The organism is Streptomyces sp. WMMB 714, assembly GCF_900090125.1.
GTDB classification, from domain to species: domain Bacteria; phylum Actinomycetota; class Actinomycetes; order Streptomycetales; family Streptomycetaceae; genus Streptomyces; species Streptomyces daqingensis.
Genome location: NZ_FMHJ01000005.1, coordinates 227,643 through 253,515, shown reverse-complemented (window position 1 = coordinate 253,515; position 25,873 = coordinate 227,643). Strand labels below are relative to the sequence as shown.

Here is a 25,873-nt window from a genome sequence, read left to right as displayed (position 1 = left end):
GGCTCGTCCTTCGCCGGTGCGCCGGCCGGGACGGAGGGGCATCGAGACAGCGGCCGTCCCGGCCGGCGCACCCACCCTGCCGCGGTCCGCTAAAAGGCGGCCAAACTCGGCACCGGGGAGTCCAGCATCGGGTCGGCGTCCAGCACGGCCCTGTGCAACTTCCGCAGCCGGTGGGAGGGTTCGATGCCCAGCTCCTCGATGTGGGCGGTGCGCATCCGCTGGTAGACGTGCAGCGCCTGCGAGGAGCGTCCGCACCGGTAGAGCGCCACCATCAGCTGCGCGTGGAGGCTCTCCTGGAGGGGGAACCGGGCGGTCAGCATCGTCAGTTCACCGATCAGCTGGGCGTGCCTGCCCAGTCGCAGGTCCGCCGTGATCCGCCCGTCCAGCGCCGCCCGCCGCGCCTCTTCCAGGCACTGCGCCTCCACTTCGAGGCCGGAGCCGGTCCGTACGTCGGCGAGGGCCGGGCCGCGCCACAGGCCCAGCGCCTGTTCGAGCGCGCGTGAGGCCTCCGCGCCGTCGCCCTCGACGAGAGCGCGCAGGCCGCGAGTCGCGAGCCGGTCGAACTCGTGGGCGTCGGTGGCCGTGCCGGGCATGTCGAGCAGGTAGCCGTGGTGGCCGCGCCGCAGCACGTCCTTCGCGGAGCGGCCGGCGGCCGGGTCGAGTGCCGCCGCGATGGCGCGCCGGAGCTGCTTGACGTAGGTCTGCACGACGCCGGAGGGGTTGCTGGGCGGGCTGCTTCCCCACAGTTCCTGCGCGATCGTCTCCGTGCTGGTCTGCTGGCCGGCGTTGGCCGCGAGCAGAGCCAGGACCTGCCGGGGCTTGGCCGCGCTGGGGACCACGGAAGTGCCGTCCACCCGCACGACGAGGGGCCCGAGGATTCCGATGTCCATCTCTCCCCCGCTCTCTTCCACTTGTCTCACGGCGACAGTGGCAGGAACCGGTTTCAGCCGACAGTTAGCGACGCATGAGAGTGGCGTGAACCAGGGAGGTTCCGGAGGGTGAGATTTTCATGTCCGGAATGTCTCCGACCTGTGACGGCCGGGGCACGCGCGCAGCGCCGCGGTGCCCGGCCCCCGGTCGGGTGTGGGGCGGGCACCGCGGACGTGTGGTGCGCGGATCAGACCGCCAGGGCGCGGTCCGTCGGCGCGATGGGAGACGGCAGGGCGCTGGTACCCGTCAGGTAGCGGTCCACACCCTTCGCGGCCGAACGGCCTTCGGCGATGGCCCACACGATGAGGGACTGGCCGCGCCCCGCGTCACCGGCGACGAACACGCCGTCCACGTTGGTCGCGTAGTCGGAGTCACGCGCGACGTTGCCGCGGTCGTCCAGCTCGACGCCGAACTGCTCGACGAGGCCGTTGTCGCGGTCGACGCCGGTGAACCCCATGGCGAGGGTGACCAACTGGGCGGGGATCTTCCGCTCGGTGCCGGGCTTCTGCTCCGGCTTCCCGTCCTTCATCTCGACCTCGACCAGGTGCAGCCACTGGACGTCGCCGTTCTCGTCGCCCTCGAAGTGGGTGGTGTTGACGGAGTAGACCCGTCCCTCCTCGCCCGCCTTCGGCGAGGAGGGTCCCTCCCCGGGGTCACCGCCGTCACGAAGGCGATTCAGCGCGATGGTCTCCTCGTGCGCCGAGGTGACCTTGTACAGCATGGGGAACGTCGGCCACGGCTGGTTCTCGGAGCGCTCCTCGCCCGGCTTCGGCATGATCTCGAGCTGGGTGACGGAGGCGGCGCCCTGCCGGTGGGCCGTACCGACGCAGTCGGCGCCGGTGTCGCCGCCGCCGATGACGACGACGTGCTTGCCCTCGGCGCTGATCGGGGAGACCGTCAGGTCGCCCTCCTGCACCTTGTTGGACAGCGGCAGGTACTCCATCGCCTGGTGCACGCCGTTCAGTTCGCGTCCCGGCACCTTCAGGTCGCGTGCCGTGGTGGCTCCCGCGGCGATGACGACCGCGTCGTGCCGCTTGAGCAGCTTCTTCGCGTCGACGTCGCGGCCGATCTCCACCTCGGTGCGGAACTTGGTGCCCTCCGCGCGCATCTGCTCGATACGCCGGTTGATGTGCCGCTTCTCCATCTTGAACTCGGGGATGCCGTAGCGCAGCAGCCCGCCGAGCCGGTCGGCGCGCTCGTAGACGACGGCTGTGTGCCCCGCCCGCGTCAGCTGCTGGGCCGCCGCGAGCCCCGCCGGGCCCGAGCCGATGACGGCCACCGTCTTGCCCGACAGCCGCTCGGGGGGCTGCGGGGTGACGTGGCCGTTGTCCCACGCCTTGTCGATGATGGTGACCTCGACGTTCTTGATGGTCACCGGCGGCTGGTTGATGCCCAGCACGCACGCCGACTCGCACGGCGCGGGGCACAGCCGCCCCGTGAACTCGGGGAAGTTGTTCGTGGCGTGCAGCCGCTCGATGGCGGCGCCCCAGTCCTCGCGGTAGGCGTAGTCGTTCCACTCGGGGATGAGGTTGCCCAGGGGGCAGCCCTGGTGGCAGAACGGGATGCCGCAGTCCATGCAGCGCCCGGCCTGCTTGCTGACGATCGGCAGCAGCGAACCCGGAACGTAGACCTCGTTCCAGTCCTTCACCCGCTCCTCGACCGGACGGGACTGCGCGACCTCGCGGCCGGTGTTCAGGAAGCCCTTGGGATCAGCCATTGGTCGCCGCCTCCATCATCTTCTCGTGGGTCTCGGACTCGCTGAGTCCGGCTCGCTCGGCGGCGTCCTTGGCGGCGAGCACAGCCTGGTAAGTGGCAGGGATGACCTTGCTGAAACGCGTCAGCGCCGCGTCCCAGTCCGCGAGCAGCGCGGCGGCCACGGTGGAGCCGGTCTCCTGGTGGTGGCGGCGCACCACGTCGTGCAGCCACTCGCCGTCCTCGGCGTCCCACTCGCCGGGGCCGAAGACGGCCTCGCGCAGACCGGCGTTGACGTTCGCCGGGTCGAGGTCGACGACGTAGGCGACGCCCCCGGACATGCCGGCGCCGAAGTTGCGCCCGGTACCGCCGAGGACGACGGCGGCGCCGCCCGTCATGTACTCGCAGCCGTGGTCGCCGACCCCCTCGGAGACGACCACGGCGCCGGAGTTGCGGACGCAGAAGCGCTCGCCCACGCGCCCGCGGAGGAACATCTCGCCGCCGGTGGCGCCGTAGGCGAGGGTGTTGCCGGCGATCGTCGAGAACTCGGCGAGGTGGTCCGCGCTCCTGTCCGGGCGGACGATCAGCCGGCCGCCGGAGAGCCCCTTGCCGACGTAGTCGTTGGCGTCGCCCTCCAGCCGCAGCGTCACGCCGCGCGGTACGAACGCGCCGAAGGACTGGCCGGCGGAGCCGGTGAAGGTGATGTCGACGGTGTCGTCGGGCAGGCCCGCGCCGCCGAACTTCTTCGTCACCTCGTGCCCGAGCATCGTGCCCACGGTCCGGTTGATGTTGCGGATCGCCATCTGGCCCCGCACCGGCTGCGCCGAGGTGGCGCTGTCCGCGTTCAGCGCGTCGGCGGCGAGCTTGATCAGCTGGTTGTCGAGCGCCTTCGTCAGTCCGTGGTCCTGCTCGACGGCCTGGTGGCGCACCGCGCCGTCCGGCAGGTCGGGCACGTGCAGCAGCGGCTCAAGGTCCAGGCCCTGGGCCTTCCAGTGGTCCACGGCGCGGCTGACGTCGAGGAGTTCGGCGTGGCCGACTGCCTCGTCCAGCGTGCGGAAGCCCAGTTCGGCCAGGAGTTCACGGACCTCCTCGGCGATGAACCGGAAGTAGTTCACGACGAATTCGGCCTTGCCGTTGTAGCGCTCGCGCAGCACCGGGTTCTGCGTGGCGATGCCGACCGGGCAGGTGTCCAGGTGGCACACGCGCATCATGACGCAGCCGGAGACCACCAGCGGGGCGGTCGCGAAGCCGAACTCCTCGGCGCCGAGGAGCGCGGCGACGACCACGTCGCGGCCCGTCTTGAGCTGCCCGTCCGTCTGCACGACGATCCGGTCGCGCAGCCCGTTGAGCAGCAGTGTCTGCTGCGTCTCGGCCAGTCCCAGCTCCCAGGGGCCGCCCGCGTGCTTCAGCGAGGTCAGCGGCGAGGCGCCCGTACCGCCGTCGTGCCCGGAGATGAGGACCACGTCGGCGTGGGCCTTGGAGACGCCGGCGGCGACGGTGCCGACGCCGACCTCCGAGACCAGCTTGACGTGGATGCGCGCCCGGGGGTTGGCGTTCTTCAGGTCGTGGATGAGCTGGGCGAGGTCCTCGATGGAGTAGATGTCGTGGTGCGGGGGCGGCGAGATGAGGCCGACGCCCGGCGTCGAGTGCCGCGTCCTGGCGACCCACGGGTAGACCTTGTGGCCGGGCAGCTGGCCGCCCTCGCCGGGCTTGGCGCCCTGCGCCATCTTGATCTGGATGTCGTCGGAGTTGACGAGGTACTCGCTGGTGACGCCGAACCGGCCGGACGCGACCTGCTTGATCGCACTGCGCCGGGCCGGGTCGTACAGCCGGTCCGGGTCCTCGCCGCCCTCGCCGGTGTTGGACTTGCCGCCGAGCTGGTTCATGGCGACGGCGAGCGTCTCGTGCGCCTCCTGCGAGATGGAGCCGTAGGACATGGCGCCGGTCGAGAAGCGCTTGACGATCTCGCTGACGGGCTCGACCTCCTCGATGGGGATCGAGGGGCGGTCGTTCTTCAGCTTGAACAGCCCGCGCAGCGTCATCAGGCGCTCGGACTGCTCGTCCACGCGCTGCGTGTACTGCTTGAAGATGTCGTAGCGGCGGGCGCGCGTGGAGTGCTGCAGCCTGAAGACCGTGTCCGGGTCGAACAGGTGCGGCTCACCCTCGCGGCGCCACTGGTACTCACCGCCGATGTCGAGGGCGCGGTGCGCCGGGGCGATGCCCGTGGCCGGGTAGGCCTTGGCGTGCCGGGCGGCGACCTCCTTGGCGACGACCTCCAGGTCCGCGCCGCCGATCTTCGTCGTCGTCCCGTGGAAGTAGGTGTCGACGAACGACTCGTCGAGGCCGACCGCCTCGAAGACCTGCGCTCCGCGGTAGGAGGCGACGGTGGAGATGCCCATCTTGGACATCACCTTCAGCACGCCCTTGCCGAGGGCCTTGATGAGGTTGCGGATGGCGTCCTCGGCCGGCATGTCGCCGGGCAGGAAGGTCCCGGCCCGCACCAGGTCCTCGACGGTCTCCATGGCCAGGTACGGGTTGACGGCCGCCGCGCCGTAGCCGATGAGCAGCGCGACGTGGTGCACCTCGCGCACGTCGCCCGCCTCGACCAGCAGGCCCACCTGGGTGCGCTGCTTGGTGCGGATGAGGTGGTGGTGGACCGCCGAGGTCAGCAGCAGCGACGGGATCGGGGCGTGCTCGGCGTCGGAGTGGCGGTCGGAGAGGACGATCAGCCGGGCGCCCGCCTCGATGGCGGCGTCGGCCTCCACGCAGATCTCCCTGAGCCGGTCCGCCAGGCCCCGGCCGCCGTCGTGGACGCGGTAGAGCCCGGAGAGCGTCGTCGACTTGAAGCCCGGCAGGTCGCCGTCGGCGTTGATGTGGATGAGCTTGGCCAGCTCGTCGTTGTCGATCACCGGGAAGGGCAGCGTCACGCTGCGGCAGGAGGCCGCCGTCGGGTCCAGCAGGTTGCCCTGCGGGCCGAGCGACGAGTGCAGCGAGGTGACCATCTCCTCGCGGATGGCGTCCAGCGGCGGGTTGGTGACCTGCGCGAAGAGCTGGGTGAAGTAGTCGAAGATCAGGCGCGGCCGCTCGGAGAGCGCGGCGATCGGGGAGTCCGTGCCCATCGAACCGATCGGCTCCGCGCCGCTCTTGGCCATCGGCGCGAGCAGGACGCGCAGCTCCTCCTCGGTGTAGCCGAAGGTCTGCTGCCGGCGGGTGACGGAGGCGTGCGTGTGGACGATGTGCTCACGCTCGGGCAGGTCCGCGAGGTCGATCAGCCCGGCCTCCAGCCACTCCTCGTACGGCTGCTCGGAGGCGAGCTGCTCCTTGATCTCGTCGTCCTCGATGATGCGGCGCTCGGAGGTGTCCACGAGGAACATCCGGCCGGGCTGCAGCCGCCCCTTGCGCACGATGCGGGCGGGGTCGATGTCCAGCACGCCGACCTCGGAGCCGAGCACGACGAGACCGTCGTCCGTGACCCAGTAGCGGCCGGGGCGCAGGCCGTTGCGGTCGAGGACGGCGCCGACCTGGGTGCCGTCGGTGAAGGTGACGCAGGCAGGGCCGTCCCAGGGCTCCATCATCGTGGAGTGGTACTGGTAGAACGCCCGGCGTGCGGGGTTCATGGCCTCCTTGGACTCGGGGCTCTCCCACGCCTCGGGCACCATCATCAGCACCGAGTGCGGCAGGGAGCGTCCGCCGAGGTGGAGCAGCTCCAGCACCTCGTCGAAGGTCGCGGAGTCGGAGGCGCCGGGGGTGTTCAGCGGGAAGATCCGCTCCAGCGCCGTCCTGTTGTCGGGGCCCTTGCCGAACAGGTCGGACCGCAGCTGCGACTCCCGCGCCCGCATCCAGTTGCGGTTGCCCTGCACCGTGTTGATCTCGCCGTTGTGCGCGACGAAGCGGTACGGGTGCGCCAGCGGCCAGCTCGGGAAGGTGTTGGTGGAGAACCGGGAGTGCACCAGCGCGATGGCGCTGGCGAAGCGGCGGTCGGACAGGTCAGGGAAGAAAGGTTCCAGCTGCCCCGTCGTCAGCATGCCCTTGTAGACGATGGTGCGCGAGGACAGCGACGGGAAGTAGACGCCGGCCTCCCGCTCCGCGCGCTTGCGCAGCACGAAGGCCAGCCGGTCCAGAGCGATGCCGGTGCGGGCGGCGCCGTCCTCAGCGGCGTCCTTGACGAACAGCTGACGGAAGTGGGGCATCGTCGCCCGGGCGCCGGGGCCGAGCAGCCCCGGGGCGACCGGCACCTCACGCCAGCCGAGGACGTCGAGCCCCTCCTCGGACGCCAGCGTCTCGATCTGCGAGACGGCGGTGGCGGCCTCCGTCTCGTCCCCGGGCAGGAAGGCGATGCCCACGGCGTAGGCGCCGGCCTCGGGGAGTGGGAAGCCGGCGGTCTCCCGCAGGAAGGCGTCGGGGACCTGGACCAGCAGGCCCGCGCCGTCGCCCGTCTCGGGGTCCGCTCCGGTCGCGCCGCGGTGCTCCAGGTTGCGCAGTACGGTCAGCCCCTGTTCGACCAGGTCGTGGCTGGGTACCCCGGTGAGCGTCGCCACGAAGCCGACACCGCAGGCGTCGTGCTCGTGCCGGGGGTCGTACATCCCCTGCTTGGCAGGGTGGGCCGCCTGAAACGCTGCACGCATCGGCTCTCCCGTCGTCGTCGTGGCTAGTGGCTCCGCCGGATGGGGACCGGGCGGGAGCGAGTGCCGAGGGACGACGTTGGCCCTCTGCAGAGCAAATTTCCGTGAAGGTTACATGATGGACCACACCCTGAAAAAAGAGCGTGCCATCTCGAAGTGTGGACCCGGTGACCACATGGCGATATACGGCAGGCCGGTCCCCGGAACCTGCGGTGGGGGCGTGGGTGGCCCCTGCGCAGGGACGTCTTGCTCGTGCCCGGTGCGAGCTTCATTGCCCGCGGGCTCCTCGCTTCTGCCCGAACCCCGGCGGCTCGAAACCGCCTGGTAACAAGAAGATCGGACGAGAGGACTCCGCCAGGCCCTGTCCGGCACACCGCGCCTTGCTCGCGACGAGTGGCACGCACATCCCCGGCGTTGTCGCATCGGCCGAGCAGCCCACGACGAGGGCGATCCTCCACCTCGGGGCTGCACGTACCATCCGCCGCGAGCACCCGCCTGCGGCGGACGGCGCCATGTGCCGGACAGGCCCTGGGCAGCCGCTTCTCCCTCCCCATAGTCACCCCACCGCCGTCCCGAAAGCCACTCCCAGGCCGTAAGTCACAGCGGCCGCGGCGGCGCCGAGCGCCAGCTGCCGCAGCCCGCTGAACCACCACTGCCGCGCGGTCACCCGGGCCACGACCGCACCGCAGGCGAAGAGCCCGGCCAGCGCCAGCACCACGGCGTACCAGAGCGACGTGGCGCCCACGAGATACGGCAGGACGGGCAGGATCGCGCCGGCCGAGAAGGACAGGAACGAGGAGACGGCGGCGACCATGGGCGACGGCAGCCCGGAGGGGTCGACGCCCAGCTCCTCGCGGGCGTGCGTCTCCAGCGCCTGCTCCGGATCCCTGTGGAGCTGCCGGGCCACCTCCATGGCCAGCCGGCGCTCCACGCCGCGCGACTCGTAGACCGCCGCGAGCTCCCGCACCTCCTCCTCGGGATGGCGCCGCAGCTCGCCGCGCTCCACCTCCAGCTCCGCCTGCACCAGCTCACGCTGCGAGGCGACGGAGGTGTACTCGCCGGCGGCCATCGAGAAGGCCCCGGCCACGAGGCCCGCCAGCCCGGAGACCGCGATGGTCTGCGAGGACGCCGAGCTGCCCGCCACGCCGGCGACCAGGCCGAGGTTGGAGACCAGCCCGTCCATGGCGCCGAAGACGGTGGGGCGCAGCCAGCCCCCGCTCACGTCCCGGTGCGTGTGGTTGATGTCGGGGCCGCTCCGGCCGGGGTGGCCGCTGCGGCGCAGGCGTCCGGTCCGCTCCTCGGCCCCCGGCGCTGCCTCCTGCTCCATGACCGCCGCTTCCGCCTCGCTCCCGCACAGCGGCGGCGCCACCAGCGGCGCCACCGTCCAGGTCTTCGAAGGTATGCGCGAAGCGGCCGCCCCCGCCAGCAAGGCAGGCCGAACTTACCTGGTCAGAGCCGAGCCACCCGCCCCGTCACGACGCCCGGACCCTCCGTCGCGTCGCCGGGCGCGCCCCGGGATCCGCCGCCTTCCGGAATGCGGCCCGCCGGTGAGATCCGGGTCACAGGGGATTGACGCCCCGGACGCCTGCGCGCAACATTCCTGTCACTCACATCGCTCTCCCTGCCCAGGGCGGCCGAGGTGCGATCTGTAAACGTTTCCAGTCTCCGGGCCCCGGCCCGGCCTGCGGAGGGCGGTTCTCGTGGTGACGACAGGCGGGCCACCCACCGTCGAGACGATCGCCGAACGCGCGGGCGTCTCCATCGCCTCGGTCTCACGCGTGCTGAACGGACGCGGCGGACGGCCCGACACCGTCCGCAAGGTGGAGCGGGCGGCGGCGGAGGTCGGCTACGTGCCCAACGCCGTGGCCCGCTCCCTCAAGGGCGGCCGGTCCATGCAGCTGACCTTCGCCATGCAGGACATCGGCAACCCCGTCTACGTCGCCATGGTCAGGCAGATCCAGACGATCGCGAAGGAAGCCGGATACCGCCTGCTCCTGCATTCGACTGACGCCGTCGTCGAGGACGAGCTGGCCGTGCTGCGCAGCCTCGCGGACCGTACGAGCGACGGCCTGATCCTCTGCCCCATCCGCATCACGCCGGAGCACATCGAAGCGCTGAGCACGGCTGCCAGACCCGTCGTCGTGATCGGCTCCCTCCCCGACGGCGTCCCGGTCGACAGCGTCCGTGCCGACTCCGTCACCGGCGCCGAGCTGGCCGTACGCCACCTCGTGGAGACGGGGCGCCGACGGATCGCCTTCGTCAACGGCCCCGCCGACACCGTGCCCGGCCGCAACCGGCAGCGCGGATACCACCAGGCCCTGACCGGCTGCGGCGTTCCGGCCGACCCCGCACTGGTGGAGACCACGGACTTCACCGTCGAAGCGGGCTCGGCGGCCGCGCACCGGCTGCTGGACACCGTCCCCGGCGTCGACGCCTTCTTCTGCGCCAACGACCAGCTCGCACTGGGCGCGGCGCAGGCCCTGCACAGCCGCGAGCTGCGCATCCCCGGGGACGTGGCCGTCGTCGGCATGGACGACACGGCCCTGGTGCGCGCCGGCTGGCCGCCGCTGAGCAGCGTCGACCTGGGCTCCGCCGAACGCGGGCGGATCGCGGCGCGGATGCTCCTGGAGCGGATCTCCGAGGAGTCGGCAGGCTCCTCGGAACCCGCCCCGGCCCGCGTGCGCACCGTCACGCCCCGTCTTGTCGTACGCGCCTCCTCCCACACAGCCGAGGTGACCGAATGAGCACGACCGCCCCCGCCACGGCGAAGCCGCCGCACCGCGGCACCCCGCCTCCGCGGTCGCCCGCGGCCCGCAAGCAGGCACTCGGCCTGGACCGCGACGCGTGGTTCCTGCTGCTGCCCGCGCTGCTGCCGATCCTGCTGCTGAGCGCGGGGCCGCTGCTCTACGGGGTGTCCCTGGCCTTCACCGACGCGCAGTCGGGCCGTACGGAGGTCACCAAGTTCATCGGCGCCGACAACCTCACCGACCTCCGGTTCGACTCGCTCTTCTGGAGCTCCTTCAAGATCGGCCTGGTGTGGGCGGTGTGCGTGACCGCCCTGCAGTTCGTGCTCGCCCTGGGGCTGGCCGTCCTGCTCAACCAGAACCTGCGGTTCCGGTGGCTGGCCCGAACGCTCGCGCTCGTGCCGTGGGCGATGCCCGAGGTCGTCATCGGCATCATGTGGCGGCTGGTCTACCACCAGGACGCGGGCATCCTGAACGCCACGCTCAGCGACCTGCACCTGATCTCCGAGAACGTCGACTGGCTCGCGGGAGTCTCTCTGGCGCTGCCCGCGGTGATCGTGGTGGGCGTGTGGGCCGGGATGCCGCAGACGACGGTGGTGCTGCTGGCCGGGCTCCAGAACGTCCCGCACGAGCTGCACGAGGCGGCCGCGATCGACGGGGCGGGCGTGTGGCGCCGCTTCACCAAGGTGACGTGGCCGGCGCTGAAGCCCGTCGTGCTCTCCATCACCGCGCTCAACTTCATCTGGAACTTCAACTCCTTCGGCCTGGTGTACGTGCTGACCGGCGGCGGACCGGGAGGCGCCACCCGGCTGCCGATGCTCTTCGCCTACGAAGAGGCCTTCCGCTACGGGCAGTTCGGCTACGCCGCCGCGATGGGCCTGGTGATGGTCGCCGTCGTCGCCGTACTGCTGACGATCTTCCTGCGCAACCGCCTGAAGGGGGACGACCGGTGAACCCGACACGAGGGGCCCTGGCCCGCACCGGCCAGTACCTGGCCCTGGTCTGCTACCTGGTCTTCCTGGCCTTCCCGCTCTTCTGGCTGCTCTCCACGGCGCTGAAGTCCCCCCAGGAACTGGGGTCGGTGGACCCGTCATGGCTGCCGCGGCACCCGTCCCTGGACAGCTTCACCGCCGCGTTCGAGCAGCAGCCGCTCGCACGCTCCGCGCTCAACAGCCTGATCGTGGCGGGCTGCGCGGCGGCGGTCTCGGTCGCGGTCGCGGTGCCCGCGGCGTACGCGATGGTCCGCTACCGCTCCCCCGTCTCGAAGGCGGCGACGGGCTGGATCCTGGTCAGCCAGATGTTCCCGTTCGTGCTGGTCATCATCCCGCTGTTCATGGTCCTCAAGGGCTTCCACCTCATCAACTCCCTGACCGGGCTGGTCCTCGTGTACGTCGTGTGGAACCTGCCCTTCGCCCTGTGGATGCTCCAGGGCTACGTACGGGCCGTGCCGGCGTCGCTGGAGGAGGCCGCCGCGATCGACGGCTGCGGGCGCTTCAGGACGCTGGTCAGCGTGGTCTTCCCGCTGCTCACGCCGGGCCTGGTCGCGACGGTGATGTTCTCCTTCGTCACCGCCTGGAACGAGTTCTTCTTCGCCCTGGTCCTCCTCAAGTCCCCGGAGAAGCAGACGATGTCCGTGATCCTGACCCACTTCATCGGCGCCGAGGGCGCGGCCGACCTCGGGCCGCTCGCGGCAGCGGCCGTCATGGCGACCCTCCCCAGCCTCCTCTTCTTCGCCCTGCTCCAGCGGCGCCTGGTCAGCGGCATCATGAGCGGGGCGGTGAAGGGCTGATGCGCAGGCGCGACTTCCTCACCACCACGGCGGCGGCCGCCGCTGCCACGGGCGCCGCCACCCTGCTCGGCGGCTGCGGCAGCGGCTCCGGCGGCGACTCCGGACCGCTGGACTATCTGAGCCTGGCCTGGCAGAAGGAGTCCATCGAGGTCAACAAGGCGCTCGTCGCCGAATGGAACAAGGCCAACCCCCGCTCGGCGCAGGTCCGCTACGTCCAGGGCTCCTGGGACAACGTCCACGACCAGCTCCTGACGTCCTTCGAGGGCGGTGCGGCGCCGGACATCATCCACGACGAGGCCAACGACCTCACCGACTTCGCGCACGGCGGCTACCTCGCCGACCTGGGCGACCTGCTGCCCGCGAGCCTCGAGAAGCAGATACCGGGCGCCAGTTGGGACATGGTGAGCTTCGCCGGAGGCGTCTACGGCGTGCCGTTCCTGCAGGAGCCGCGCGTGCTGATCGCCAACCGCGAGCTGCTGGAGAAGTCCGGCGCACGCATGCCCACGGCGCAACGCCCCTGGAGCTGGGCGGAGTTCGAGGACGTCGCCAGGGAGCTGACGCGCGGGCGCACCTACGGTGTCGCCTGGTCGATGAAGGAACCGGTCAACCAGTCCGTGAACCTGGCCCTGACCACCGGCGGCGCGATCTTCCACCGCGAGGGCGGCAAGGACGTCATCCGCTTCGACCGGGCCGACTCGCACGTCGTCGAGCTGATCCACCGCCAGGTGCACGAGGACCGCACGGCCGCGCAGAGCACTCTGGGCATGGCCGGGTCGGACACGCTGCCCGGGTTCTTCGCCGGCAGGTACGCGATCGTCCCGCTCAACTTCTCCTTCCGGCAGCAGGTGCAGCAGCAGGCCCCCGGCGGATTCGAATGGGTGACGCTGCCGATGCCCGCCGGAAGCGGCGCCCCCGGCGGGGGACAACTCCAGGGTGTCAGTCCGCAGACCCTGTCCATCTCGCAGGACACCAAGCGCAAGAAGACAGCCATGGCGTTCATCGCCTTCATGACTCGGCCCCGCCACATGGCCCGTCTCGCCGAGGGCGACTGGCTGGTGCCCACCGGCCGCGACGCGCTGCGGGAACCCGCGCTGAACACCGGCGAACACGGCTGGAGCACGGGCCTGCGCATCGCCTCCGACCTGCGGGCCTCCCCCGTCCTCGGCGTGCGCGGCTACCCCGAATGGAAGGACAAGGTCGCCACCCCCGCCCTGCAGGAGTACTACGGCGGCAGCATCAGCCTCAGCACCCTCCGCGACAAGCTCGTCGAGGACGGAAACCGCATCCTCGCCCGCTACCAGCGCTGAGCGACCAGCACCACAGCACAGAACGGCACGCACCATGAGCGCACTGTCCGCCTCACCCCCGGACCCTCTCCCCCTCCCCCGCACCTCCGTCCGCCCCCGGCTCCGCACCGTCCCCCGTGCCGCCCCGCCCGGCGGCGGGGAGCTGCGCGAGCGGGCGAGGGGAGGGATGCTCGGGCTCGCCGTCGGCGACGCGCTGGGCGCGCCCGCCGAGAACATGAAGCCGTCCCAGATCAGGCAGCGCTGGGGCCGCATCGAGGGCTTCGTCGAGGAGGACCCGGCGGGGACCGACGACACCGAGTACGCCATCTTCTCGGGCCTTCTCCTCGCCGAACACGGCTCGGATCTGACCCTCGCGCACGTCGAGGACGCCTGGCACCGGCTCATCGCCAACCTCGACGAAGGTCCCTTCCGGGGTGCCGGGTTCAGCGAACGGGGCACCCTGGAGAACCTCCGCCGCGGCCTGGCCGCGCCCATCTCCGCCCAGCACAGGCACGCGTGGAGCGACGGACTGGCCATGCGCGCCGCTCCCTTCGGCATCTACGCGGCCGGACGCCCCGCCGAGGCGGCCCGGCTCGTGGCCCTCGACGGCACCGTGAGCCACGAGGGGGAGGGCATCTACGGCGGCCAGGCCGTGGCGGCGGGCGTCGCGGCGGCGATGGTCGGACGGAGCACCGACGCGGTGATCGCGGCCGCGCTCTCCGTCGTCCCCGAGGACTCCTGGACGGCACGCTCGCTGCGGCGGGCGGTCTCCACCGCTCTGCGGGCCCGCCTCGACCACGGCGCCTCACGGCTGGAACGGGAGAGAGCGGTCCGCTCGGCGGTCGTCATCGGCGGCTACCCGTGGATGGACCTCGCACCGGAGGCCGTGGGGCTGGCGTTCGGCGCGTTCGCCGTCGCACGGGGCGACTTCCGGGAGTCGGTCCTCACGGCCGTCAACATGGGCCGCGACGCCGACACGACGGCCGCCGTGGCGGGGGCGCTCGCCGGAGCGCTCGGCGGCGCAGGTGCGGTGCCGCGGGAGTGGTCGGCGGCCATCGGGCCCGCACGGGGCAGCTGCCTGCCCTCGATGGCGGGCTACCACGTCGTGGACGTCGCCGAGTTGCTCACGCCCCCTGGCGACCCGGAGCGCGAAGAGGCCGGCTCATGAGCAGGACGGACGTCGAGACGGTCAAGGCCGGCGCGGCGCGCCCCGCAGCACCCGAAGCGGACGCGACGGAGACCGGCCCCGCCGACGGGACCGCCGCGGCAGCCGGCGGAGACCCGCGCCGCATCGAGGGACTGCTGCTGGGCATCGCCGCCGGCGACGCCGCCGGCTGGCCCGCCGCACGGCACCGCGCGTCCCGCATGCCGGAGTGGACGCGGCGGCTGACGCGGGAGCTCGACACCTTCGCCGAGCAGAACGCCACCACGACGCTGCCGGTGCCGATCGCGCTCAACCAGCCGCCGGAGCCGCTGCGTCTCGGCCCGTCCGACGACGCCGAATGGGCTGCCTTCACCGCCCACTCCGTACTGACCGCCGCGGGCGCGCTGCTCAGCGACCTCGGCCGCGACCGGCGGATGCGGGCGGCCGTCGACCTCGCCTGGACCGAGCTGGCGAGCGAGGTCGCCGCCGCCGCCGTGCGGGCCCCCGAGGTGGAGTCCGCGGTGCTGCCGCTGCGTGCCCGCATCTCCGTACGCGCCGGACTCGGCAATCTGGCCACCGGCCTGCGGCCACCGGCGACCGGCCACGACAACCCGCACTTCTTCGACGACGCGGCATGCGTACGCGCGTCGGTGCTGGCCGCGGTCCATCCGGGCAACCCGGCGGCCGCCGCGGAGCTCGCCGAGTGCGATGCCCGCTACACGCAGGACGGCGACGGGGTCCACGGCGCACGGGCCATGGCCGCCGCGATCGCCGACGCCCTGGGCGGCGCGGACGTCGACACCTGCGTGGCCTCGGCGCTCTCGCAGCTTCCGTCGGGCACCGAGATCCGCCGCAACGCGCGGCACGCGGTGCGCCTGGCGCGCAACGCGGTCGCCGAACGGGCCGCGCCCGGCAGCGCGTTCGCGCTCGTACCCGTCCTCGAGCACGAGATCGTCGACCACATCTACAGCTACGGCATCGCGGCGGCCGAGACGGTCCCCGTCGCACTCGCCCTCGCCGTCGCGGGCAACGGCTCCGTCGCGGAGGCCGTGCCCGCCGCCGCCTGCCTCTCGCGGGTCGCCGACTCCGCGCCCGCGCTCGCGGGCGCGCTGACGGGAGCGCTCACCGGCGGCGCCGGCATCCCCGAGAGCTGGCGCTCCGCCTGCCGGACGCTGTCGGGCTGCGCGCTCCCGCACTTCGCCGGGACCGACCTCGTCGACCTCGCCGAAGCCCTCGCCTCTACCGAACTGACCACGCCGGAAGGCACATCCGGTCAAGGAGTGAGCCACACATGACGCCCACGCTCGACGCACGCATCACCGGCTGCCTGGTCGGGGCAGCCGTCGGTGACGCACTCGGCGGCCCGGTGGAGGGCTGGACGCCGGAGCAGATCGTGGAGAGGCACGGCGGCCGGGTGCAGGGCGTCGTCGGCCCCTTCCACGAGGACTGGCGCCACGCCCGTCCCATCGCCCCGTACCACAAGGGCGACGGACACGTCACCGACGACACCCTGATGACGCACGCCCTGGTCCGGGTCTACGGGAAGGTGCGCGACCACCTCGACGCCTACGCCGTCGCCGACCACCTGGTGCCCGACCTCATCTCCAACCCCCGCTGGATCCCCGAACTGGAGGCAGAGGCACTGCCGTTGCAGCGCATCTTCCTCGCGGAGAAGTGGATCGTCGCGCGGCTGCACTACGGCCACGTCGACCCGCGCGAGGCGGGCGTCGGGAACATCGTCAACTGCGGGGCCACGATGTACATGGCGCCGGTCGGCGCGGTCAACGCCGGGAATCCCGCCGGCGCCTACGCCGAGGCGCTGGACGTGGCGGGCGCGCACCAGTCCTCGTACGGACGGGAGGCCGCCGGTGTCTTCGCCGCGGCCGTCGCGGCGGCGTACGCGCCCGGAGCGACAGTGCGCACCGTCGTCGACGCGGCGCTGTCCCTGGCGAAGGACGGGACCCGCGACGCCATCGAGGCGGTGTGCGAAGTCGCCGCCCAGCACAGCGACTTCGAGAGCGCCCTGAAACCCCTCCGGGAGGCCGTCTCGCCCTTCGACACCGTCGGCCCCGAGTACCGCAAGCCGTCCCTCGGCGCCCGGCGCCCCTCACGGCTGCACTCCATCGAGGAACTGCCCGTCGCACTGGGGATGTTGCTGGTCGGCGGCGGCGACTTCCGCCATACGGTCCTGGGTTCGGTCAACTACGGGCGCGACTGCGACTCCATCGCCACGATGAGCGGCGCGATCGTCGGCGCCCTGTACGGCGGCGACGCCGTCCCCGCCGAATGGAGCGAGGAGGTGGCCGCCGCCAGCAGGCTCGATCTCCACGCACCGGCCGCGTCCCTCTCCGAGGTGACCCGCGAGGTCTTCGCCCGCGACCTGGAGCGGCGGCGCGCCCACGAGGCCGCGTTCGCCGCCCTCGTGGAGGCGTGATGCCCGGCTCCCCCGCCCTCGGTGCTCCGCTGCGCCTCACCTGGGTGCAGCCCGAGGACCTCGTCGGCCACGAACTGCGGCAGGCGGCCGAGGAGGGCTCCGAGACGGCCGCTGTCGAACGGACCTGGCGCGCGGCGGGCGGCTCCCCCGCACCCGTACGGGCAGGCGCCTCGGCCGCCCCCGCCGACCCAGCGCTGCGCACGCTCGCCCTGCGACTCCTCGACGAACTCGCCCTGCTCCCCTCGGCGTTGGCTGCCGACGAACCGGACGACGCGGAGGCCGTACGGGCCGCATGCCCCGCCTGGCCCGCCCGCCCCGAACGGGACACCGCGGCGGCTCCCACGGCAGGCGGCGGCCTCACGGCCCGGCTGGAGGCCGGCTGGCTCGGCCGCGCCGCGGGCTGCCTGCTGGGCAAGCCCGTGGAGAAGCTGCCGCTGGCCGGCATCCGCGAACTCGCCCGCTCCACGGGCAACTGGCCGCTCGACGGCTGGTTCACGCAGGAAGGGCTCCCGGCCGAGGTCGCGACACGCTGGCCGTGGAACCGCCGCAGCGCCCCCACGTCGCTGGCCGAGAACATCGACGGGATGCCCGAGGACGACGACCTCAACTACCCGCTGCTCGGGCTGCTTCTGCTCCAGCGTCACGGCCGCGGCTTCACCACCGCCGACGTCGCCCGCCTCTGGCTGGACGAGCTGCCCGCCGGCCGTACGTTCACCGCCGAGCGTGTGGCGTACCGCAACCTCCTCGACGGCCTGGAACCTCCGGACACCGCGAGGCGGCACAACCCGTTCCGGGAGTGGATCGGTGCGCAGATCCGCGCCGACGTCCACGGCTGGACCAACCCGGGCGACCCCGCGGAGGCGGCCGAACAGGCGTGGCGCGACGCCACGTTGAGCCACACGGCCAACGGCGTCTACGGGGCGATGTTCGTCGCCGCCACCGTCGCCGCGGCGACGGGCGGCACCCCCGACGTCCTCGGCTGCCTGCGCACGGGGCTGCGCGTCGTCCCGGAGCGCTCCCGCCTGGCCCGCGCCGTGACGTTCGGAATCGAGACGGCGCTGGCCGAACCCTCCGGCACCGCCGCCGGGTTCGAGGGCGTCGTCGACCGGCTCCGCGAGGTCTACGGGCACTACCACTGGGTGCACGTCCTTCCCAACGCGGCGCTGCTGGCAGCCGCACTCACCCACGCCGACGGCGACTTCACCGGCTCCATCTGCCGTGCGGTCAGCGGCGGTTGGGACACCGACTCCAACGGCGCCACAGCCGGCTGCGTCGCCGGACTCCTCGCCGGCTCACCCGGCGCGCTGCCCTCCCGCTGGACGGCGCCGCTGAAGAACCGGCTGTCCACGACAGTCGCCGGCTTCGACGGCGCCGGCTTCGACACCCTGGCCCGGATCACCGCGTCCCTGGCCCGCCGACCGGACGGAACGCGCGCCGCGGCCGCTCCGCCGCACGCCTCCCGCCCCGTACCCGAGAACGAGCCGGCAACCCCCGAACGACAGGAGACGTCAGCACCGTGACTCCGACCACCCCAGCCCGTCCGGCCATCGCGGTCCTGGGCAGCACCAACATGGACCTCGTCGCCTACGTCGCCACCGCCCCCCGCCGCGGCGAGACCGTCACCGGCCGCGCCTTCCGCACGGTGCCCGGCGGCAAGGGCGCCAACCAGGCCGTCGCCGCAGCCCGTTCGGGCGCCGAGGTGACGATGGTCGGCGCCGTCGGCGAGGACGACTTCGGCCTACGGCTGCGCGCCGCGCTGGAGGACGCGGGTGTGCGGACGGACGGCCTGCGGACCGTCGCAGGCGAGAGCGGCACCGCGCACATCGTCGTGGACGACGAGGGCGGCAACGCCATCGTCGTCGTGCCCGGCGCCAACGGCAGCGTCAGCGCGCTCGCCGAGGGCGACGAAGCACGCATCGCCTCCGCGGACGTGCTGCTGCTCCAGCTGGAGATCCCGCTCGCCGGCGTGGTCGCGGGAGCGCGGGCCGCTCACGACAACGGCGTGCGCGTCGTGCTCACGCCGGCGCCCGCGCAGCCGCTGCCCGGTGAACTCCTCGCCGTCACCGACCTGTTGGTGCCCAACGAGCACGAGGCCGAAGTGCTCACCGGCAAGTCCGACCCGTACGACGCCGCGCACGCGCTCCTCTCCCACGTCCCGGAGGTGGTCGTCACCCTCGGCTCCCGGGGCGCCCTGTACGCGGCACGCGACGCCGCGCCCGTCCACGTGCCCGCACCCGCCGTCGAGGCGGAGGACACCACCGCGGCGGGCGACACCTTCGTGGGCGCGCTGGCCGTCGCCCACGGCGAGGGACGCGCCATGCCCGAGGCCCTGAGGTGGGCCTCCGCGGCGGCCGCCCTGTCCGTACAGCGACCGGGCGCCTCCGCGTCCATGCCCCACCGCCACGAGACCGACGCTCTCGCGGCCCAGCTCTCAGAAAGCCGGACGCCCTGATGAACGACTCCCTCACCGACGAACCCCCCGGCCCCGGCGCCGCCCTGGGAGGCCCGGCAGCTGACGGCGCCCGCGGCGGGGCCGCGCCCCTCTCCGCCCTCGGCGGTCTCCGCGTCCTCGACCTCGCCACCCTCTTCGCCGGGCCGCTCGCGGCCACCGTGCTCGGCGACTTCGGGGCGGACGTGATCAAGATCGAGCATCCGCGGAAGCCCGATCCGTCCCGTGGCCACGGACCCGCGAAGGACGGCGTCGGCCTGTGGTGGAAGCTGCTGGGCCGCAACAAGCGCAACCTGACGCTCGATCTGTCCACGCCGGGCGGCCGGGACGTCCTGCTGCGGCTGGCGGCCGAGTCCGACGTGATCGTCGAGAACTTCCGCCCCGGGACGCTGGAGAAGTGGGACCTCGGCTGGGACCGGCTGTCGGCCGCCAACCCCCGCCTGGTGCTGGCGAGGGTCACGGGCTTCGGCCAGTTCGGCCCGTACGCCCGCCGCCCCGGCTTCGGCACGCTGGCCGAGGCCATGAGCGGTTTCGCCGCGATCACGGGCGAGGCCGACGGCCCGCCGACGCTCCCGCCCTTCGGGCTCGCCGACTCCATCGCCGCGCTCTCCACCGCGTACGCGGTGATGGCCGCTCTGCGCAGCCGGGACCGTACGGGCCGGGGCCAGGTGATCGACATGGCCATCATCGAGCCGATGCTGACGGTGCTGGGCCCGCAGCCCATCTGGTACGACCAGCTCGGCCACGTCCAGCCGCGCACCGGCAACCGGTCCGCCAACAACGCCCCGCGCAACACCTACCGCTCGGCCGACGGCAGGTGGCTCGCCGTCTCCACCTCCGCACAGTCCGTTGCGGAGCGCGTCATGCGGCTCGTCGGACACCCGGAGTACATCACCGAGCCCTGGTTCGCCACGGGCGCGGGCCGTGCCCAGCACGCCGACGAACTGGACGAGGCGGTGGGCGGCTGGATCGCCCGGCACGGAGCGGACGAGGTCGTGGCGGCGTTCGAGCGGGCCGAGGCGGCGATCGCGCCCGTCAACGACATCCGCGACGTCATGGAGGACGAGCAGTACCGCGCGCTCGGCTCGATCACCGAGGTCGAGGACGAGGAGCTGGGCAGGATCCGCATGCAGAACGTGCTCTTCCGGCTCTCCGAGACGCCCGGAGCGATCAGATGGGCCGGCCGGCCGCACGGCTGCGACACCCAGGACGTCCTGACCGAACTCGGCCTGACCGAACGGGAGATCTCGGAGCTGCGGGACGGAGGCGCGCTGTGAACGCCACCCGCACCACCGGAGAACCTGGCGCCCGGGCGGACGAGGGGCCCGGGCCGCTCCCGCTGACCTGGCTCTACGTCCCGGGCGACCGGCCGGACGTCGTCACCAAGGCGCTGGCCTCCGGCGCGGACGTGGTGCTGATCGACCTGGAGGACGCCGTCGCCCCCGAGCGGAAGGCGTACGCACTGGACGCCACCGCCGAGCTGCTCGGCGATCCCCGGCCCGGCCCCGTCCCCGTCCACGTGCGGGTCAACTCGCTCAGCGGCCCGCTCGCCGGGGAGGAGGTGCGCAGGCTTGCGGCCCTCCCGGGGCTGGCGGGGCTGCGGCTGCCGAAGGTCGACACCGTGACGGACGTCGTGCGGGTCGCCCAGCAGGCGCGCGGAGCCGTCCCGTCCCCGCCCTCCGGAGGCCGCGGCACGGTTCCCGGCCTGTACCCGCTGCTGGAATCCGCTCTCGGCATCGAGCACGCCTACGCAATCGCCACCGCGCACCCCTCCGTGCGCGGCATCGCGCTCGGCGAGAGCGACCTGCGTGCGGTGCTCGGCGTGACGGGGGACGACGGACTGGCCTGGCCGCGCAGCCGGGCCGTCGTCGCCGCGCGCGCGGCCGGGCTGGCGCCGCCGCCGCAGTCGGTCTACCCGGACGTCGCCGACACCGCGGGCCTCGCCCGCTCCTGCGCGCGGGGCCGGAGCCTGGGCTTCCTCGGACGCACCGCCATCCACCCGGCCCAGCTGGAGATCATCGAGCGGGCCTACCTGCCGACCCGGCAGGAGATCGAGGAGGCCGAGGAGATCGTCAAGGCGGCGGCCGCGGACGCCGGGGCGCTCGCACTGCCGGACGGCCGCTTCGTGGACGCGGCGATCGTGGCGGGGGCGCAGCGGACCCTGGCCCTGGCACGCCGGCGGCGCTGAGGCGCTGGAGCCGGAGCTGGAGCCGGAGCTGGAGCTGGAGCTGGAGCTGGAGCTGGAGCCCCTGACGGAACCGGGGCGACGCCGGGAGGCCGGGCCGGCGGTCTGCCGGCCCGGCCTCCCGGCTTCGGGCTGATGTCAGGAAGTACCGGCTGGTTTCCCGGACTTGGCCGTCCGCGACGGCTCCTCGTCGTTCTTCGTGGCGTCCGACGCGTCCGCCGGCGGCTCGCTCTCTCCGGAGGACTCCTTCTCGGAGCTCTTCGTCAGGGACGCGCCACCGCCCCCGCCAGGAGTGAGGTCCCCGGCGTCGGGCTCGACGATCTCCTCGCGTCCTGGGTGCTTCCGGGCGGAGATCACGATCGCCGCGACGGCCCCGAGGAAGACGAGGATGGACGTCCAGTTGTTCAGGCGCATCCCGGCCAGGTGGTGGGCGTCGTCGACACGCATGTACTCGATCCAGAAGCGCCCGACGGTGTACGCGGCGACGTAGAGCCAGAAGACCCGGCCGTGCCCCAGCTTGAACCGGCGGTCCGCCCAGATCACGAGGACGGCCACGCCCACGCACCACAGCGACTCGTAGAGGAACGTCGGGTGGTACGTCGCGAGGGCGGGGGTGTCGACGGGACGGTGCTGGGCGTCGATCTCGACGGCCCAGGGCAGGTCGGTCGCCCGTCCGTACAGCTCCTGGTTGAACCAGTTGCCCCAGCGGCCGATGGCCTGGGCCAGCGCCACGCCGGGTGCGACGGCGTCTGCGTAGGCGGGCAGCGGGATGCCGCGCCTGCGGCAGCCGATCCAGGCGCCCAGGGCGCCGAGGGCCACGGCTCCCCAGATTCCCAGTCCGCCGTCCCAGATCTTGAAGGCGTCCACCCAGTTCCGGCCCTCACCGAAGTAGAGCTGGTAGTCGGTGACGACGTGGTAGAGACGGCCGCCGGCCAGGCCGAACGGCACGGCCCACACCGCGATGTCGGCGATGGTGCCCGGGCGGCCGCCGCGAGCGGTCCAGCGGCGGCTGCCGAGCCACACCGCGACGAAGACGCCGAGGATGATGCAGAAGGCGTAGCCGCGCAGCGGAATGGGGCCGAGATGGATCTCGCCGGCCGAAGGACTGGGGATGAATGCAAGGGTCTCCATGGCGGTCCCGACGCTACCTTGCCGGGCGTCATCATCGGCAATGCACTCTGTGCAACAGCTCAATAACGGCCGCGCCGCGCAAGCGGCGCTCAAGGGGTGGACGGGCACGGAGGTGTGACCGGGATCTCAGATCATGTGCCGTCCCACGGTCCGCCCACGCACCGGCAGCGGCGTCCGCCGCTGCCCGGCCGGGAGGTCCCTGACCGGGCGGTCCGCGGCCGTCAGCCCTTCTCCTCGACCTTGCGCTTCAGGCTCTCCGGGGTGAGCGGCTCCGACTGGTCGCCGTAGACGTTCTCACCGTCGAGCAGCACCGTGGGCGTCGACTGGTAGCCGGACTTCTTGAACGAGGCGGAGCTCTTCTTCACCCAGTCCTCGTGGCTTCCGTCCGTCACGCAGTCGCGGAAGCGCGAGCTGTCCAGCCCGCCGACCTTGCCGGCGAGCTTCACCAGCGTCTTCTCGTCCGCGAAGGCGTCGTCCTGCTCCTCGGGCTGGTTCTGGAACAGCACGTCGTGGTACTGGCGGAACCTTCCCTCGTCCCTCGCGCAGACGGCCGCGTTGGCCGCCGCGTGGGAGCCGGAGCCGCCCATGTTGTCGTCGATGATCGTCACGAGGTGGTACTCGGCCCGGAGCTTGCCCTGCTTCTCGAGCCCGTGGATCGTCTTGCGGAACCGCTGCTCGAACTGTCCGCACGCGGGGCAGCGGAAGTCCTCGTACACCGTGAGCTTCGCCGGTGCGTCCCGCTTGCCGACGGTGATCGGCTTGGCGTCGTTCTCGACGCCACCGCCGCTCTGCTGCGCCAGCATGGCGCCCACACCGCCCGCCGCGGCGAGCAGCGCGACCACGACGCCCGCCACCTTGAGGTTCCGGCCCCGCCGCTCGGCGGCCCGCTCCCGCTTGCGCTCTTCCCGCAGCCGCTCCGTAGCGGTGCGCTTTCCCTCATGACCCGACGGGTCCTTCTGGCTCATCACACCGTGGGCCAACGAACGGAAGGGCGGACCGCGTGCGTGCTTGTGCCCCGGTTCGCCTGAAAGAGCGAGCATCCCGAACAGCGGTACGGGACGGCGGCCGGCGCCGCCGTCCCGTCCTCCGGGCCGGGTGCCCGTGCGGGTCCGGGCCGGGTGCCCGCGCGGGCCTCAGGACGCGGTCACCCCACGCGCCGTCGCACTCCCTCGGCGAGTTCGCCGGCCAGCGCCTTCACGCCCGCGAGCCCCGCCTCCAGGTCGTCCCCGTGCGCGAGGAGCTGCTTGACGAACGCTGAGCCGACGATGACACCGTCGGCGAACTGGGCGACTTCCTCGGCCTGTTCGGCGTTGGAGACTCCGAGGCCGACGCAGACCGGCAGCGCCGTCGTCGCCTTCGTCCGCGCGACGAGGTCCTGCGCCTCCCTGCCGACGGACTCCCGCGTGCCGGTGACGCCCATCAGGGAAGCGGCGTACACGAAGCCGCTGCCGGCCTCGGTGATCTTCGCCAGGCGCTCGTCCCTGCTGCTCGGCGCGACCACGAACACCGTCGCCAGGCCGTGCTCCTCGGCCGCGCGGCGCCAGGGCCCGGACTCCTCGACCGGCAGGTCGGGGAGGATGCAGCCCGCCCCGCCCGCCTCGGCCAGTTCGGCGGCGAACCGCTCGACGCCGTAGCGGTCGACGGGGTTCCAGTACGTCATGCACAGCACGGGCTTGCCCGTCGCCGCGTGCGCCTCCCGCACCGTGCGCACGACGTCGGCGATCCGGACTCCGCCGCGCAGTGCGATGTCGTCCGCGGTCTGGATGACGGGGCCGTCCAGGACCGGGTCGCTGTGGGGCAGCCCCACCTCGACCACGTCGCAGCCGCTCTCCAGGAGCGTCACGCACGCCCGCACACCGCCGTCGACGGTGGGGAAGCCGGCGGGCAGGTAGCCCACCAGCGCCGCGCGGTTCTCCGAACGGGCCCGCGCCAGCGCGGAGTCCAGCAGCCCGATGTTCCCGGTCCCTGCGGCGGTGGCCGCGCCGCCCCCGGTGCCTGCCGACTGTCCGCTCACTTGTCCGCCCCCTCGTCGTAGAGCCCGAAGTAACGGGCCGCGCTGTCCATGTCCTTGTCGCCGCGGCCGGAGAGGTTCACCAGGATCAGGCCGTCGGGGCCCAGTTCGGCACCGAGGTCCAGGGCGCCCGCCAGCGCGTGCGCGCTCTCGATGGCCGGGATGATGCCCTCCGTCTCGCACAGCAGCCGCAGCGCCCGCATCGCCTGGTCGTCCGTGACGGCGCGGTACTCGCCGCGTCCGGACTCCTTCAGGTACGCGTGCTCCGGCCCGATCCCCGGGTAGTCCAGCCCGGCCGAGATCGAGTACGGCTCGGTGATCTGCCCCTCGTCGTCCTGCAGCACGAAGCTGCGCGAACCGTGCAGGATGCCCGGCTCCCCGACGGAGAGCGTCGCCGCGTGCTCGCCCGACTCGACGCCGTGCCCGGCGGCCTCCAGGCCGACGATCCGCACGTCCTCGTCTGGCAGGAATGCGTGGAAGAGCCCGATGGCGTTGGAGCCGCCACCGACGCACGCGGCCACGGCGTCCGGCAGCCGGCCCGCGCGCTCGACGATCTGGCGGCGGGCCTCGACCCCGATCACGCGGTGGAAGTCGCGGACCAGGCGCGGGAAGGGGTGCGGACCGGCGACCGTGCCGAACAGGTAGTGCGTGCGGTCCACGTTGGCGACCCAGTCGCGGAACGCCTCGTTGATGGCGTCCTTCAGCGTCCGGCTGCCGGAGGTGACGGGCACGACCTCGGCGCCGAGGATGCGCATGCGCGCCACGTTCAGGGCCTGGCGCTGCGTGTCGATCTCGCCCATGTAGATGGTGCATTCGAGACCGAAGAGGGCGCAGGCCGTCGCGGTGGCCACTCCGTGCTGGCCCGCGCCGGTCTCGGCGATGACGCGGGTCTTGCCCATGCGCTTCGTCAGCAGCGCCTGGCCCAGCACGTTGTTGATCTTGTGCGATCCGGTGTGGTTGAGGTCCTCGCGCTTGAGGAAGACCCGTGCGCCGCCCGCGTGCTGGGCGAAGCGCGGCACCTCGGTCAGCGGGCTGGGCCTGCCCGTGTAGTGGACCAGCAGGTCCTCCAGTTCGGCGGTGAAGGCCGGGTCGGCCTTCGCCTTCTCGTACTCGACGGCGACCTCGTCCACGGCGGCGACGAGCGCCTCCGGGATGAACTTGCCGCCGAAGGCACCGAAGTAGCCCCGGGCGTCGGGGACCCTGCCCTCGGGATCGGGAATGAAGTAGTCGGACATCCGACGTCGCTCCTCGCAGAAAAAGGGGACGGCCGGCCACGCACACGAGGGTGCGGGACCGGGAAGTTCGTTCGTCGCTGGTGGCGTATACGGCCGCAGCGTGCTGCCACCGTTCCTCGACGGCTCGGCAGGGCGCGTGCCGAGGCTCGGCGACGACGGCGCAGTCGCGCGTGCGCCGCGCTCGTGGACCCCGTCCACCGGACCCCGCCGTCACTGACGCG

At 72.6% G+C, this 25,873-nt stretch carries 19 protein-coding genes; 11 read left to right on the top strand and 8 right to left on the bottom strand.

Translation table 11 applies throughout. The annotated features are described in order from the left end of the window. Nucleotides 1–89: 89 nt before the first annotated feature. The 4 genes from H181DRAFT_RS11250 to H181DRAFT_RS11235 all read right to left on the bottom strand — a co-directional run bounded on the left by H181DRAFT_RS11250 (nt 90) and on the right by H181DRAFT_RS11235 (nt 8,625). Nucleotides 90–920, bottom strand: coding sequence for an AfsR/SARP family transcriptional regulator (locus H181DRAFT_RS11250; protein ID WP_368073263.1), 831 nt, complete (start codon nt 918–920; stop codon nt 90–92). A 197-nt stretch (nt 921–1,117) separates the two neighbouring features. Next, nucleotides 1,118–2,647 carry a glutamate synthase subunit beta gene (locus H181DRAFT_RS11245; RefSeq protein ID WP_045864200.1) on the bottom strand — a complete coding sequence of 510 codons (1,530 nt, stop codon included), beginning with the start codon at nt 2,645–2,647 and terminating at the stop codon, nt 1,118–1,120. Continuing rightward, a complete protein-coding gene (gene gltB / locus H181DRAFT_RS11240; RefSeq protein WP_254666791.1) occupies nt 2,640–7,247 on the bottom strand; it encodes a glutamate synthase large subunit in 4,608 nt (1,535 codons plus the stop codon). The genes H181DRAFT_RS11245 and gltB overlap by 8 nt, the downstream gene beginning before the upstream one ends. 553 nt (nt 7,248–7,800) lie before the next feature. Continuing rightward, complete coding sequence (locus H181DRAFT_RS11235) at nt 7,801–8,625, bottom strand: VIT1/CCC1 transporter family protein (RefSeq protein WP_254666790.1); 825 nt, start codon at nt 8,623–8,625, stop codon at nt 7,801–7,803. Between the two features lie 319 nt (nt 8,626–8,944). On the opposite strand from H181DRAFT_RS11235, the gene H181DRAFT_RS11230 reads away from it, so the two are divergent. From H181DRAFT_RS11230 to H181DRAFT_RS11180, 11 genes are all read left to right on the top strand, one after another. Further along, on the top strand, nt 8,945–9,988 hold the full coding sequence (locus H181DRAFT_RS11230; RefSeq protein ID WP_254666789.1) for a LacI family DNA-binding transcriptional regulator: 1,044 nt from the start codon (nt 8,945–8,947) through the stop codon (nt 9,986–9,988). Next, nucleotides 9,985–10,941 (top strand): carbohydrate ABC transporter permease, encoded by a 957-nt coding sequence (locus H181DRAFT_RS11225; protein WP_045864198.1) that lies wholly within the window; start codon nt 9,985–9,987, stop codon nt 10,939–10,941. The genes H181DRAFT_RS11230 and H181DRAFT_RS11225 overlap by 4 nt, the downstream gene beginning before the upstream one ends. Further along, the gene (locus H181DRAFT_RS11220; RefSeq protein WP_045864197.1) at nt 10,938–11,777 is read left to right on the top strand and encodes a carbohydrate ABC transporter permease; all 840 of its coding nucleotides are present in this window, start codon (nt 10,938–10,940) and stop codon (nt 11,775–11,777) included. Before H181DRAFT_RS11225 ends, H181DRAFT_RS11220 begins: the two co-directional genes overlap by 4 nt. Further along, the gene (locus H181DRAFT_RS11215) at nt 11,777–13,084 is read left to right on the top strand and encodes an extracellular solute-binding protein (protein WP_045864196.1); all 1,308 of its coding nucleotides are present in this window, start codon (nt 11,777–11,779) and stop codon (nt 13,082–13,084) included. Before H181DRAFT_RS11220 ends, H181DRAFT_RS11215 begins: the two co-directional genes overlap by 1 nt. Nucleotides 13,085–13,250: 166 nt before the next feature. Then, on the top strand, nt 13,251–14,231 hold the full coding sequence (locus H181DRAFT_RS11210) for an ADP-ribosylglycohydrolase family protein (protein ID WP_045864195.1): 981 nt from the start codon (nt 13,251–13,253) through the stop codon (nt 14,229–14,231). Beyond that, on the top strand, nt 14,228–15,502 hold the full coding sequence (locus H181DRAFT_RS11205; protein WP_052708545.1) for an ADP-ribosylglycohydrolase family protein: 1,275 nt from the start codon (nt 14,228–14,230) through the stop codon (nt 15,500–15,502). The genes H181DRAFT_RS11210 and H181DRAFT_RS11205 overlap by 4 nt, the downstream gene beginning before the upstream one ends. Beyond that, nucleotides 15,499–16,641: an ADP-ribosylglycohydrolase family protein gene (locus tag H181DRAFT_RS11200; RefSeq protein WP_045864194.1), complete on the top strand. Its 1,143-nt coding sequence runs from the start codon at nt 15,499–15,501 to the stop codon at nt 16,639–16,641. Before H181DRAFT_RS11205 ends, H181DRAFT_RS11200 begins: the two co-directional genes overlap by 4 nt. Beyond that, nucleotides 16,641–18,161, top strand: coding sequence for an ADP-ribosylglycohydrolase family protein (locus H181DRAFT_RS11195; RefSeq protein ID WP_078895662.1), 1,521 nt, complete (start codon nt 16,641–16,643; stop codon nt 18,159–18,161). The genes H181DRAFT_RS11200 and H181DRAFT_RS11195 overlap by 1 nt, the downstream gene beginning before the upstream one ends. A gap of 50 nt (nt 18,162–18,211) precedes the next feature. After that, on the top strand, nt 18,212–19,093 hold the full coding sequence (locus H181DRAFT_RS11190) for a ribokinase (protein ID WP_045864403.1): 882 nt from the start codon (nt 18,212–18,214) through the stop codon (nt 19,091–19,093). Then, complete coding sequence (locus tag H181DRAFT_RS11185; protein WP_045864193.1) at nt 19,093–20,367, top strand: CaiB/BaiF CoA transferase family protein; 1,275 nt, start codon at nt 19,093–19,095, stop codon at nt 20,365–20,367. Before H181DRAFT_RS11190 ends, H181DRAFT_RS11185 begins: the two co-directional genes overlap by 1 nt. Nucleotides 20,368–20,429: 62 nt before the next feature. Next, the gene (locus H181DRAFT_RS11180; RefSeq protein ID WP_045864402.1) at nt 20,430–21,278 is read left to right on the top strand and encodes an HpcH/HpaI aldolase/citrate lyase family protein; all 849 of its coding nucleotides are present in this window, start codon (nt 20,430–20,432) and stop codon (nt 21,276–21,278) included. Between the two features lie 135 nt (nt 21,279–21,413). On the opposite strand, the gene lgt is transcribed toward H181DRAFT_RS11180, so the two are convergent. The 4 genes from lgt to trpB form a co-directional block, all read right to left on the bottom strand. Next, complete coding sequence (gene lgt / locus H181DRAFT_RS11175) at nt 21,414–22,406, bottom strand: prolipoprotein diacylglyceryl transferase (protein ID WP_045864192.1); 993 nt, start codon at nt 22,404–22,406, stop codon at nt 21,414–21,416. Between the two features lie 221 nt (nt 22,407–22,627). After that, nucleotides 22,628–23,371 carry a DsbA family protein gene (locus H181DRAFT_RS11170; RefSeq protein WP_045864191.1) on the bottom strand — a complete coding sequence of 248 codons (744 nt, stop codon included), beginning with the start codon at nt 23,369–23,371 and terminating at the stop codon, nt 22,628–22,630. A 179-nt stretch (nt 23,372–23,550) separates the two neighbouring features. Beyond that, nucleotides 23,551–24,420 (bottom strand): tryptophan synthase subunit alpha, encoded by an 870-nt coding sequence (gene trpA, locus H181DRAFT_RS11165; RefSeq protein WP_045864190.1) that lies wholly within the window; start codon nt 24,418–24,420, stop codon nt 23,551–23,553. Further along, the gene (gene trpB / locus H181DRAFT_RS11160; RefSeq protein WP_045864189.1) at nt 24,417–25,652 is read right to left on the bottom strand and encodes a tryptophan synthase subunit beta; all 1,236 of its coding nucleotides are present in this window, start codon (nt 25,650–25,652) and stop codon (nt 24,417–24,419) included. Before trpB ends, trpA begins: the two co-directional genes overlap by 4 nt. Between the last annotated feature and the right edge of the window lie 221 nt (nt 25,653–25,873).

What these genes read in the sequence shown, in the direction of transcription:
- H181DRAFT_RS11190 (WP_045864403.1), top strand. Translation starts at nt 18,212, where the DNA reads ATGGACCTCGTCGCCTACGTCGCCACCGCCCCCCGCCGCGGCGAGACC.
- H181DRAFT_RS11245 (WP_045864200.1), bottom strand. Translation starts at nt 2,647, where the DNA reads ATGGCTGATCCCAAGGGCTTCCTGAACACCGGCCGCGAGGTCGCGCAG.
- gltB (WP_254666791.1), bottom strand. Translation starts at nt 7,247, where the DNA reads ATGCGTGCAGCGTTTCAGGCGGCCCACCCTGCCAAGCAGGGGATGTAC.
- H181DRAFT_RS11170 (WP_045864191.1), bottom strand. Translation starts at nt 23,371, where the DNA reads ATGAGCCAGAAGGACCCGTCGGGTCATGAGGGAAAGCGCACCGCTACG.
- H181DRAFT_RS11225 (WP_045864198.1), top strand. Translation starts at nt 9,985, where the DNA reads ATGAGCACGACCGCCCCCGCCACGGCGAAGCCGCCGCACCGCGGCACC.
- lgt (WP_045864192.1), bottom strand. Translation starts at nt 22,406, where the DNA reads ATGGAGACCCTTGCATTCATCCCCAGTCCTTCGGCCGGCGAGATCCAT.
- H181DRAFT_RS11185 (WP_045864193.1), top strand. Translation starts at nt 19,093, where the DNA reads ATGAACGACTCCCTCACCGACGAACCCCCCGGCCCCGGCGCCGCCCTG.
- H181DRAFT_RS11205 (WP_052708545.1), top strand. Translation starts at nt 14,228, where the DNA reads ATGAGCAGGACGGACGTCGAGACGGTCAAGGCCGGCGCGGCGCGCCCC.
- H181DRAFT_RS11195 (WP_078895662.1), top strand. Translation starts at nt 16,641, where the DNA reads ATGCCCGGCTCCCCCGCCCTCGGTGCTCCGCTGCGCCTCACCTGGGTG.
- trpB (WP_045864189.1), bottom strand. Translation starts at nt 25,652, where the DNA reads ATGTCCGACTACTTCATTCCCGATCCCGAGGGCAGGGTCCCCGACGCC.
- H181DRAFT_RS11200 (WP_045864194.1), top strand. Translation starts at nt 15,499, where the DNA reads ATGACGCCCACGCTCGACGCACGCATCACCGGCTGCCTGGTCGGGGCA.
- H181DRAFT_RS11210 (WP_045864195.1), top strand. Translation starts at nt 13,251, where the DNA reads ATGCTCGGGCTCGCCGTCGGCGACGCGCTGGGCGCGCCCGCCGAGAAC.
- H181DRAFT_RS11215 (WP_045864196.1), top strand. Translation starts at nt 11,777, where the DNA reads ATGCGCAGGCGCGACTTCCTCACCACCACGGCGGCGGCCGCCGCTGCC.